At 70.7% G+C, this 10,556-nt stretch carries 8 protein-coding genes; 3 read left to right on the top strand and 5 right to left on the bottom strand.

Features of this window, described 5'->3' with window-relative positions:
* Nucleotides 1-158: 158 nt before the first annotated feature.
* The 4 genes from ABZV40_RS45610 to ABZV40_RS45595 are packed head-to-tail and all read right to left on the bottom strand — an operon-like array spanning nt 159 to nt 5,491.
* Complete coding sequence (locus ABZV40_RS45610) at nt 159-2,519, bottom strand: bifunctional salicylyl-CoA 5-hydroxylase/oxidoreductase (protein ID WP_355456368.1); 2,361 nt, start codon at nt 2,517-2,519, stop codon at nt 159-161.
* The gene (locus ABZV40_RS45605) at nt 2,516-4,099 is read right to left on the bottom strand and encodes an AMP-binding protein (RefSeq protein ID WP_355456367.1); all 1,584 of its coding nucleotides are present in this window, start codon (nt 4,097-4,099) and stop codon (nt 2,516-2,518) included. Before ABZV40_RS45605 ends, ABZV40_RS45610 begins: the two co-directional genes overlap by 4 nt.
* 25 nt (nt 4,100-4,124) lie before the next feature.
* On the bottom strand, nt 4,125-5,012 hold the full coding sequence (locus ABZV40_RS45600; protein ID WP_355456366.1) for an acyl-CoA thioesterase domain-containing protein: 888 nt from the start codon (nt 5,010-5,012) through the stop codon (nt 4,125-4,127).
* On the bottom strand, nt 5,009-5,491 hold the full coding sequence (locus ABZV40_RS45595) for a cupin domain-containing protein (protein ID WP_355456365.1): 483 nt from the start codon (nt 5,489-5,491) through the stop codon (nt 5,009-5,011). Before ABZV40_RS45595 ends, ABZV40_RS45600 begins: the two co-directional genes overlap by 4 nt.
* A gap of 40 nt (nt 5,492-5,531) precedes the next feature.
* Between ABZV40_RS45595 and ABZV40_RS45590 the strand changes: the two genes are divergently transcribed.
* From ABZV40_RS45590 to ABZV40_RS45580, 3 genes are read left to right on the top strand one after another with little or no spacing between them, the layout of a single operon-like run.
* The gene (locus ABZV40_RS45590) at nt 5,532-5,945 is read left to right on the top strand and encodes a RidA family protein (RefSeq protein ID WP_355456364.1); all 414 of its coding nucleotides are present in this window, start codon (nt 5,532-5,534) and stop codon (nt 5,943-5,945) included.
* 48 nt (nt 5,946-5,993) lie between these two features.
* Complete coding sequence (locus ABZV40_RS45585) at nt 5,994-6,752, top strand: fumarylacetoacetate hydrolase family protein (RefSeq protein ID WP_355456363.1); 759 nt, start codon at nt 5,994-5,996, stop codon at nt 6,750-6,752.
* Complete coding sequence (locus tag ABZV40_RS45580) at nt 6,749-7,603, top strand: PaaX family transcriptional regulator C-terminal domain-containing protein (protein ID WP_355456369.1); 855 nt, start codon at nt 6,749-6,751, stop codon at nt 7,601-7,603. Before ABZV40_RS45585 ends, ABZV40_RS45580 begins: the two co-directional genes overlap by 4 nt.
* 19 nt (nt 7,604-7,622) lie before the next feature.
* On the opposite strand, the gene ABZV40_RS45575 is transcribed toward ABZV40_RS45580, so the two are convergent.
* Entirely contained in the window at nt 7,623-10,460 is a 2,838-nt protein-coding gene (locus ABZV40_RS45575) for a BTAD domain-containing putative transcriptional regulator (RefSeq protein ID WP_355456362.1), read from the bottom strand.
* Between the last annotated feature and the right edge of the window lie 96 nt (nt 10,461-10,556).

Here is a 10,556-nt window from a genome sequence, read left to right as displayed (position 1 = left end):
CGCGGTAGCGCAGCGGCAGCTCGTAGATGACCTCGACCGCGACCGCGCCGCCGTGCGTGCGTTTGAGCAGCTTCTGCTCTTCCAGTGACTGGATCGATGAAGGCGCCCTTCATCGACCTCAGGTGGATGAAGGCGCCCTTCATCGACAACGGGGGACCTCAGGTCCGGAGCAGGGTGTGCGGGGTCCAGCGCAGGTGCACGTCCCGGTCCGCCTGCTCCGCCCGCACCAACGACAACCGCGGTCGCACGGCGTCGGTGCGCGCGCTCGGCGGCTTCCGACTGCCCGCCCGGTACTGGACGGGCCACTCGGCCCCGCGGTAGTCCTGCTCGGCCGCCGCGTGCAGGGTCCAGTGCGGGTCGTACAGGTGGGTCCGGCCGATCGCGCACAGGTCCGCCCGGCCGGCCAGCAGGATCGAGTTCACGTCGTCGTAGGAGGCGATGGCGCCGACCGCGATGACGGCCGTGCCGGTGGCCGCCGCGACCTCGTGCCGGATCCGGTCGGCGAACGGGGTTTGGTACGAGCGGCCGAACGCCGGGCGCTCGTCCGCCGTCACCTGCCCCGAGGACACGTCGATCGCATCCGCGCCGTGGGCGATGAACGCGCGGGCGATCTCCACGGCGTCGTGCTCGGTGTTGCCGCCGTCAGCCCAGTCGGTGGCGGAGATGCGCACGATCATCGGCCGCTCGGACGGCCACACGGCGCGGACGGCGTCGAACACCTCCAACGGGTATCGCAGCCGGTTGGCCAGCGAGCCGCCGTACGAATCCGTGCGCTGGTTGGCGAGAGGCGAGAGGAATGAAGACAACAGGTAGCCGTGCGCGCAGTGCAGTTCGAGCAGATCGAACCCCGCTTCGGCGCCGCGGCGGGCGGCGGCGACGAACGACGCGGTGATCCGGTCCAGGTCGTCGCGATCGGCTTCGCGCGGGACGGCCGATCCCGGCCCGTACGGCAGCGGCGAGGGGCCGACGACCTCCCAGCCGTCGGGCAGCGGTTCGTCCATGCCCTCCCACATCAGGCGAGTCGAGCCCTTGCGGCCGGAGTGGCCCAGCTGCAGACCGATCCGGGCGGTGCTGCGCGCGTGCACGAACGACACGATCCGCGCCCACGAGTCGCGCTGCTCGTCGTTCCACAGGCCCGTGCAGCCGGGCGTGATCCGGCCCTCCGGTGACACGCACACCATCTCGGTCATCACCAGGCCCGCACCGCCCACGGCCCGGGAACCCAGGTGCACCAGGTGGAAGTCGCCCGGCACGCCGTCGACGGCCGAGTACATGTCCATCGGCGAGACGATCACGCGGTTCTTCAGTTCCAGCTGTCCCAGGCGGAACGGCTGGAACATCGCCGGCGCCGGGTCCGGAAGCCCCTGGGAGGCGGCGAAAGCGGCGTCGACGCGGTCGGCGAACTCGCGGTCACGGGTGCGGAGGTTGTCGTAGGTGATCCGGCGGGACCGCGTGAGCAGGTTGAAGCAGAACCGGGTCGGCTCCTGCCCGGCGTACAGGCCGATGTTCTCGAACCACTCCAGCGACGCCTGCGCGGCACGTTGCGTGGACTCCACGACCGGGCGGCGCTCGGCTTCGTAGGCCGCCAGAGCAGCCCGCACGTCCGGGTGTTCGTGCAGGCAGGCGGCCAGGGCGAGCGAGTCCTCCATCGCGAGCTTGGTGCCGGAGCCGATGGAGAAGTGCGCGGTGTGCGCGGCGTCGCCCACGAGCACGAGGTTGCCGTGGTGCCACCGTTCGTTGCGCACGGTGGTGAAGCTCAGCCACTTCGAGTTGTTGGCGAACACCTCGTGCCCGGCCAGCTCCTCGGCGAACAACGAGCGGATCCGCGCGACGGCCCGTTCGTCGGAGACACCGGGCGGGAACTCCTCGGCGGTGTCGAAACCGGCCCGGCGCCACACGTCCTCGTGCATCTCGACGATGAACGTGGAACCGCTGTCGGAGTAGGGGTACCCGTGGACCTGCACGGTTCCCCACTCGGTGTCCTTGACGAAGAACTGGAACGCCTCGAAGACCCTGTCCGTGCCGAGCCACATGTACTTGTTGCGCCTGCGGTCCAGAACGGGCCGGAAAACGTCCGAAGAGGACTGGCGGACCAGCGAGTTGACGCCGTCCGCCCCGACCACGAGGTCGTACGAGCCGCACAGCAGCGCGGCGTCGGGCGCGGGCGTCGAGAAGTGCACCACCACACCGAGATCGAGGCACCGCCGCCGCAGCAGGCCGAGCAGTTCCTTGCGGCTCATCGCGGCGAACCCCTGCCCGCCGACGGTGTGGCACGAACCGCGGTAGTGGATGTCGATGTCGGTCCACCGCGCGAACCGGCACGACATCGCCTCGGCGAACTCCGGGTCGGCGTTCTCGATGCCGCCGAGGGTCTCGTCGGAGAACACCACGCCGAACCCGAACGTGACGTCGGCGGCGTCGCGTTCCCACACGGTGATGTCGTGCGCCGGGTCGAGCTGTTTCATCAACGCGGCGAAGTACAGCCCACCGGGACCACCACCGACAACAGCGATCTTCACCGCGCTTCCTCCTCGACGATCTTGCGGAGTGCGAACCGCTGCAGCTTGCCGCTCGCGTTGCGCGGCAACGAGGTGCGGAACCGCACGTCGCGCGGGTACTTGTAGGGCGCGATGGTCCGCTGCACGTGGTCCTGGATCTCCCTGGCCTTCGCGGCGTCGCCCACCACGCCGTCGCGCAGCACCACGAACGCGCACACGACCGAACCCCGTTCATCGTCCGGCTTGGCGACGACGGCCGACTCCAGCACGTCGGGGTGGGTGTCGATGGCCTCCTCGACTTCCGGGCCGCCGATGTTGTAGCCCGACGAGACGATCATGTGGTCGCTGCGGGCGTGGTAGTGGAAGTAGCCGTCCTCGTCGCGGTGGAAGACGTCACCGGTGACGTTCCAGCCGCCCACCACGTAGTCCTTCTGGCGCGCGTCGTCGAGGTAGCGGCAGCCGACCGGGCCGATCACGCCCAGCCGTCCGGGTTCGCCGGGGCCGAGCTCCTCGCCGTCGGGACCGAGCACGGTGGCGCGGTAACCGGGTACCGGCTTGCCCGTCGAGCCAGGCCGGATGTCGTCGCCGGCGGCGGAGATGAAGATGTGCAGCAACTCCGTGGCACCGATGCCGTCGATCACGCGCAGCCCCAGGCGTTCCTCCAACCGCAGCCAGGTCTCCCGCGGGATGTGCTCACCGGCCGACACCGCGGTGCGCAACCCGCTGAGCCTGCCTTCGAGGCCGTCGCGCAGGATCGCCTTGTACGCGGTCGGTGCCGTCGCGAGCACCGTCACCCCGTGCCGCTCCACGAGCTCCGCGACCTGAGCGGGCGTGGCCGCCTCGGTGAGCAGGGCGCAGGCACCGGCCCGCAGCGGGAACACCACGAGCACGCCCAGGCCGAACGTGAACGCGAACGGCGCGGTGCAGGCGACGAGGTCGTTCTCTGTCAACCGCAACACGTGCCGGCCGAAGGTGTTGTCGATGGACAGCACGTCCCGGTGGAAGTGCACGGTGATCTTCGGTGAGCCGGTGCTCCCGGACGTCGGCGCCAGCAACGCCACGTCGTCGGCCGCGGTGTCCACGGCGGTGAACTCCCCCGACTTGGTCCCAGCGCGCCCCGCGAGGTCGTCGTAGCCCACCACGGTGAGCGACGGCAGGCCGCGCACGTCGTCGACGAACCTGTTGTCCACCAACGCAATCGACGGGCAGGTGCGCTCGACGATGGGCATCAGCTCCCGAGTGCGCAACGCGGCCATGGTCGTCACCGCGACCCCACCCGCCTTGAGCACGCCGAGCCAGGCGGCCACCGTCCACGGGTTGTTGGGCGACCGCAGCAGCACCCGTTGACCCGGCACGAGACCGAAGTCCTCGGTCAGCACCCACGCCACCTGGTTGGCACGCTCGCGCAGCTCGCCGTACGACCAGACCTCACCGGCGGGCGTGCGCAGTGCCGGGCGGTCGGGCCCGAACCGCGACACCGCCACGTCGATCAGCTCACCGGCGGCGTTGAGGCGTTGCGGGTACTGCAGCTCGGGCGTGGTGAACTCGATCGTCGGCCACAGCGCCGCGGGCGGGAGGTGGTCGCGGGCGAAGGTGTCCATGGTGAGTCCTTCCGCGGGCGGCGGGTCAGGAAGCGCGGATCATGCCCTCCTGGGCAACGGTGGCGAGGTGACGCCGGTCGCGGGTGAAGAAGCGCCCGTACCCCAGACCTCGCCCGCCGTCGGCGGCGACGGCCTCCTGCACGTACAGCAGCCAGTCGTCGACCGGGGCCTGGCGGTGGAACCACATGGCGTGGTCGAGGCTCGCGGTGACCAGTCCCGGTCGCGCCCACGGCAGGCCGAGCACCCGCAGGACCGGTTCCAGGATCGTGTAGTCGCACATGTACGCCAGTGCGGCCAGGTCGCGCTGGGCGTCGGTCAGCCCGTCGACCGGGCGCAGCGGGTCGAACGGCTTGAGCCACACCGCCTGGTGCGGCACGCGTTCACCCTCGACCGCGAGGTAGACGGGGCCGGGCACGTGCCGCATGTCGAAGCTGCGGCCCGCGGACCAGTAGGCCTGCGACACCCCGGTCATCGTGCCGCCGCCGCGTCCGGCGAGGTACTCCGCCGAGCTGGGCAGGGTTTCCGGGCCGGGAACGTCGTCGGTGAACTCGGTCTCGAAGCTGCCTCCGGGCTCGCCGGCGGCGAAGTTGGCGAGGCAGACGTAGAGCGGTTTGCCGTTCTGGTAGCCGCGGACCTGCCGGGTGCTGTAGCCCCGTCCGTCGCGCAGCAGCTCCACCTCGTAGCGCACCCGGGCGCCGATGTCGGCCGGGCGCAGGAAGTAGCTGTGCATCGAGTGCAGCGTCTTGCCGTCGGTCACCGACCGCATGGCGGCGGCGGCCGCGGCGGCGACGAGATCTCCCCCGTACGCCTTGGGCCACGGGCACGGCTGTGTGACGGCGGTGAACGCCAGGTCGAAGTGCTCCGGATCGGCCTTCTCCAGCGTGATCGCGGCCGTGAAAACCGCGGAGGTCATCGGCTCAGCCAATCGCGCAGGTCCTCGTCCGGCACGTCGGCCAGGTTGACGACGATGTTCTCCGGCGTGCGGGTCGTCATCCACGTGAGCGGCTTGGAGCGGGAGAGGTTGCACTCGATGTGCGGCATGAACGGCGGCACGAACACCCAGTCGCCCTCCTCCATGTCGACGTAGTCCTCGAACTTCTCGCCGAAGTAGATGCGCGCCCGGCCGGACAGGACGTAGCCGCCGGTCTCGGCCTCGCCGTGGTGGTGCGTGACGGAGCGGTAGCCGGGTTCGTTGGTGACCTTGCCGAACCACAGCTTCGTGGCCGGGGTGTGCTGGATGCTCACGCCGGAGACCCGGATCGCGCCACCGGAGTTCGCGGTGTCCGGGTTCTCCATGCCACCCCGGGTGACCACCGGCGCGACGAGTCCGCTGGGCAGCCGGTACATCGAGTTGTCGCCTTCGAGGCGGTACTTGCCGAGGTCAGGCTCCATATATCGCATTCTTCACCGCCGTCAGATATTGTCAATACTCATGAGGCCCGTAGCGGTGAACCCCGCCAGCCTGCCCAAGCCGAGCGGCTACTCGCACGGCACGCTCGCCGGCACCACGCTGTACCTGGGCGGCCAGACCGCCCTCGACGCGGACATGAAGATCGTCCCCGGCGGCATCGTCGAGCAGTTCCGCCAGGCGTTCGGCAACGTGCTGGCCACGTTGCGCGAGGCGGGCGGCGTGCCGGAAGACCTGGTCAGCATCACGATCTACCTCACCGACATCCCCGACTACCAGGCGCACGGCAAGGAGATCGGCAAGGTGTGGCGCGAGCTCGCCGGACCGGTCTACCCGGCCATGGCCGGCATCGGCTGCACCGCGCTGTGGCAGCCGGAGGCCCTGATCGAGATCCTCGGGGTCGCAGTGATCCCGGAAGAGCGCCTGGTCCAGCAATAGCGGTTTCATGATCATCGAAATGGAGGCGCGATAGTGAAGCTCGCTTCGGTGACCGTCGACGGGGCCCGCCGCGCCGCCGTCGTGAACCCGGCGGAGCAGTCGATCGCGCTGCTGCCGTCCACAGTGGACGACATCGTCCGCGGCGGCCCGGCGGGCGAGCCCGGAGAAGTCCTGCCGCTGTCCGGAGTGCGGCTGGAGTCACCGCTGCACCGCTTCAACCGCGACGTCCTGTGCACCGGCTGGAACTACCTCGACCACTTCGAGGAGTCGAAAGGCAGGCGCGACGGGCAGGACCCCGTGTCCGTTCCGGAGCGCCCGGCGTTCTTCACCAAGGGCCCGGACACCGTCATCGGCCGCGACGGCCGGTCGATCGCGGAGGAGAAGGCGCTCGACCACGTCTTCGGCCTCCTCGTCGCCAACGACGTCTCGCAACGCGATCTCCAACGCGCGCACGGAGGACAGTGGCTCAAGGGCAAGAGCATCGACGCCACGATGCCGCTCGGCCCGTGGATCACCACGCCGGACGAGGTCGACCTGACCGATCTCCAGGTGCAGTGCGAGGTCAACGGCGTGCTGCTGCAGAACGCCTCCAGCGCGCAGATGGCGTTCTCGTTCGCCCGGATCATCGCCGAGCTCAGCCACGGCATGACCCTGCGCGCCGGGGACCTGATCCTCACCGGCACGCCCAGCGGCATCGGCAACGCCCGTGAGCCGCAGGTCTTCCTGCAGAACGGTGACGTCGTGGTGACTCGCGTGAGCGGGCTGGGCGAGCTGCGCAACACTGTCACCCTGACCGATCTCGGCTGACAAGGAGCAGGGCACTGAACGTCGCGCTGACCACAGAACCAGCGGCCGGGCGCGACCGGCTCGGCCCGCTCATCGTCACGATCTTCGGCCTCTACGCGCGAGGCGAGGACAACTGGCTGTCCGTGGCGTCCGTCGTGCAGCTCATGGCGGACCTCGGCGTGGAGGGCCAGGCCGTCCGGTCGTCGATCTCCCGCCTCAAGCGCCGCGGCGTGGTCCGCAGCGACCGCCGCGACGGCGCCGCCGGCTACGCCCTGTCCGAGCAGACCCTGGAGACGCTCGCCGAGGGCGACGCGCGGATCTTCGAACGCCGCCGGGCGACGATCGAGGACGGCTGGCTCGTGGTCGTGTTCTCCGTGCCGGAGTCCGAACGCGAGAAGCGTCACGAGCTGCGCACCGGCCTGACCCAGCTCGGTTTCGGCACCGCCGCGCCGGGCGTGTGGGTCGCGCCGGGCAACCTCGCCACCGAGACCCGCCGCACCCTGGAACGCCGGGGCCTGGCCGAGTACGTGGACATCTTCGCCGGCCAGCACTTCGCCTTCGGCGACCTGCGCTCGAAGGTGCGGTCCTGGTGGGACCTCGACGAGCTGGCCGACCTGTACGCGGACTTCGTGCGCCGCCACCGGCCCGTGCTCGACGCGCTTCCGGCAGGCAGCCCCGAGCAGGCGTTCCAGCTGTACGTGCCGATGCTGACGCAGTGGCGGCGGCTGCCCTACAGCGATCCGGGCCTTCCGCTGTCGTTGCTGCCCCCGGGGTGGAACGGGGTGACGGCCGAGACGGTGTTCGAGCAGCTGAACGGCACGCTGAGCGCACCCGCCCGCGAGCACGCCCTCTCCGTGATCCACGGACGCTGAAAGACCCCGGCTCCTCTGCTCACGACGGAACGACGGTGAGCCGACGGGGCTCCCCCGCCTCGCGGCTGCCGTGCCGCAGGAACAGGCGATGTGCCTCCTCGTGCGCCGCCTCGGCCTCCGTCGTCGCACCCTGCGCGGCGAGCGCGACGGCGAGGTCCCGCAGCGTTCTCGCCCGCCACAGCGTCAGGTTCAGCGACTCCCACCAGTCGAGTGCCTGCCGCAGGTGGCTCACCGCCTCGACGAACCGGCCGGACGCCAGCTCCAGCTCACCGAGAGTGCGGCGGACGAGCGCCTCGCCGAAGCCGTCCTGCATGTCGTGGCAGATGTCCAGAGCGGACAGCAGGTCCTGGCGCGCCTCCTCACCGCGGCCCTGCCTGATCCGGATCTTCGCGAGGGACTGCTCGGCGTAGACGACCATCAACCGGTCACCGGCGACGCTCAGGCACCGCAGGGCCGCCTCGCTCTCCCGCTCCGCCGCGTCGAGGCGCCCCTCCGCGCGGAAGACGATGCCGATCGAGCGGCGCACCAGTCCCACACCGTGGTCGTCCCCCAACTCCTGATAAGCCGACAGCGCTCTCCGCATGCCCGCGTGGGCGGCACGGAAGTCGCCCAGCTCCAGCAACGTCATGGCACGACCGTGCTCCGCCCTGGCCAGCGCGCGCCGGTCGGTCAGCGCCGGCAACACCTCGTCCACAGTGGACAAAGCGGCCGCGAGATCGCCGCGTTCCCTGAGCACGCTGGCGAGCAGCAACCGGGTGACGGGGTTCTCCTCGCACTCCAGCGCCTGGCGGTAGTAGTCGATGGCCTCGTCGAGCCGGTCCTGTTCGGCACGCAGCCAGCCGAGCCCGGACAGCAACAACGCCTGCCCGGTGCGATCACCCACGCGGCGCGCGGACTCCAGCGCGGCGGTGTGGGTGCGCCACCAGTGGTGAAAACGGTTCTCCACCGAGAACGACGACGAGCACAGCGCGGTGGCGAGCCGGATCACCACGTCGGTGAGGTCGAGCTCGCCGACCCGTTCGACGACGTGCACCAGGGTGCCCTGTTCGACGTCGAGCCAGTCGAGCGGACGGTCGGGCAACAGCGCCTGCCAGTGGCCGAGACCTGCCCCCTCTCCCGAACGCGGAGACCTCAGCAACTTCATCGGCGTGTCACCGGAAGCGTGCTCCACCAGCAGCAGGCACACTTCTCCGGCGCGAGTCGCGACCGACACGAGCCCCGCTCGTTCCTCCTCGGCGTGGGCACGCTCCCACGCGAAGACCCGCACCAGGTCGTGCAGCCGGAACCGCGCCCCGCCGGTCACGTCGAGCAGGTGGGCGTGCACGAGCACGTCGATCACGTCCTCCGCGTCCAGCAACGTGACGTCCGTCAGCACCGCCACGACCCAAGGCGCGAAGTCCGAGATACCGAGCCAGCCGAGCAACCGCAGCGCCCGGCGCGCGGACTCGGGCAGCGCGTCGTAGCTCAGTGCCACGCTGCCGCGCACTTCCAGATCGCCTACCCGCAGCTCGTCGAGGATTCTGCGCTGCTCGCGCAGCCGCGCGACCATCGAGGACAACGGACGGTCCGGTCGCGCGGCCAGCCGGGCGCCCACGATCCGCACCGCCAGCGGAAGATGCCCGCACAACCGGAGGATCTCGCGCACCGCCGCGGGATCGGCGCCGCCGGCCGCCGCGGTGAGCAACGCCAGGCCTTCCTCCTCGCCGAGCAACGGCATCCCGATCTGTGCCGCGGACTCCAGCGCGGTGAGCCTCGCCCTGCTCGCGACGAGACATCGCGACGCGGCGCCGCCCGGCAGCAGCGGCCGCACCTGACTCTCGTCAGCCGCGTCGTCGAGCACCACGACGACACCTCGCGCGGCCGTGAGCATCCGGTAGCACTCGACCCGCTCGTCGAGCGTCGAGGGCAGCTCGCCCACGGCCACCCCGAGCGCGCGCAGGAACCGGCCGAGCACGTCGAACGGGTCGAGCGGCCGCCTGGTGCCGCGCAGGTCGGCGTACAACCTGCCACCGGGAAAGCCGACGGGGAACGTGTGCGCGGCGTGCACGGCGAGCGTCGTCTTGCCGGCGCCGGGCTGCCCGGAGATCGCGGCGATCCGCGCCCCGTGGATCCTGCGCACCTCTTCGGCCCGCCCGACGAAGTCGGGGATGTCGGCGGGCAGCAGGTCCGGCGCCAGGTCGGGTTCGTGCTCCCGGAGCAGGGCCTGGTACGCGTCCTGCAGCTCCCGGCCGGGCTCGACCCCGAGTTCGTCGGCGAGCAACCGGCGAGTCTCGTGGAACACCGTCATCGCGTCACGCCTGCGCCCGGTCCGGTCGAGCGCGGTGATCAGATGTGCGCGCAGCCGCTCGTCGAACGGGTGCTGCTCGCTCAGCTGCCGCAGTTCGGCCAGCACCTCTCCCGGCCGGTCGAGACTCGCGGCGATCCGCCGCTCGGCCACGGCCAGCCGCAGGTCGTCCAGCCGCTTCGCCTCGGCTCGTGCGAACGTTCCGGTCAGTCCGGCGAGTGCGGGCCCCCGCCACTCCGCCTCGGCGTCCTCGGTGGACTCCTGCGCTTTGCGTTCGAACTCGTAGACGTCGACCCGCATCCCGCTGCCGTCGAACCGGTAGCCGCTGTCGTCGGTGACGATCACCGACGATCCGAGCGCTCTGCGCAAACCGGACACATAGGTGTGCAACAAACCCGTGGCGCTGCGGGGAGGATCGTCCTCCCACAACAGATCCACCAACCGATGCGCGGAAACCGCCCGCCCGCGCGCGAGCACCAGCGCGGCCAGCACCAAGCGAGGCTTCGGTCCGCCCAACGCCACGGCCTCGCCGTTCCGCACGGCTTCGACCGTCCCCAGCAGCCTTAGTTCCATCACCACTCCCCAGACTCGCGAGGCTACGCGATGCGAGTGCGGGAGTCCCCTGATTCGACGGCCGCGGGGGACACGACGGGGGGGGGGTGGGCCGCC

Source organism: Lentzea sp. NPDC004782, assembly GCF_040609115.1.
In the GTDB taxonomy this organism is placed as follows: Bacteria; Actinomycetota; Actinomycetes; order Mycobacteriales; family Pseudonocardiaceae; genus Lentzea.
The sequence above is the reverse complement of the archived record's forward strand: the minus strand, read 5'-3'. Positions and strand labels throughout refer to the sequence as shown.

Excerpts from the sequence above, each read along its gene's own strand:
- ABZV40_RS45600 (WP_355456366.1), bottom strand. The coding sequence starts at position 5,012 with ATGACCTCCGCGGTTTTCACGGCCGCGATCACGCTGGAGAAGGCCGAT.
- ABZV40_RS45595 (WP_355456365.1), bottom strand. The coding sequence starts at position 5,491 with ATGGAGCCTGACCTCGGCAAGTACCGCCTCGAAGGCGACAACTCGATG.
- ABZV40_RS45575 (WP_355456362.1), bottom strand. The coding sequence starts at position 10,460 with ATGGAACTAAGGCTGCTGGGGACGGTCGAAGCCGTGCGGAACGGCGAG.
- ABZV40_RS45605 (WP_355456367.1), bottom strand. The coding sequence starts at position 4,099 with ATGGACACCTTCGCCCGCGACCACCTCCCGCCCGCGGCGCTGTGGCCG.
- ABZV40_RS45590 (WP_355456364.1), top strand. The coding sequence starts at position 5,532 with ATGAGGCCCGTAGCGGTGAACCCCGCCAGCCTGCCCAAGCCGAGCGGC.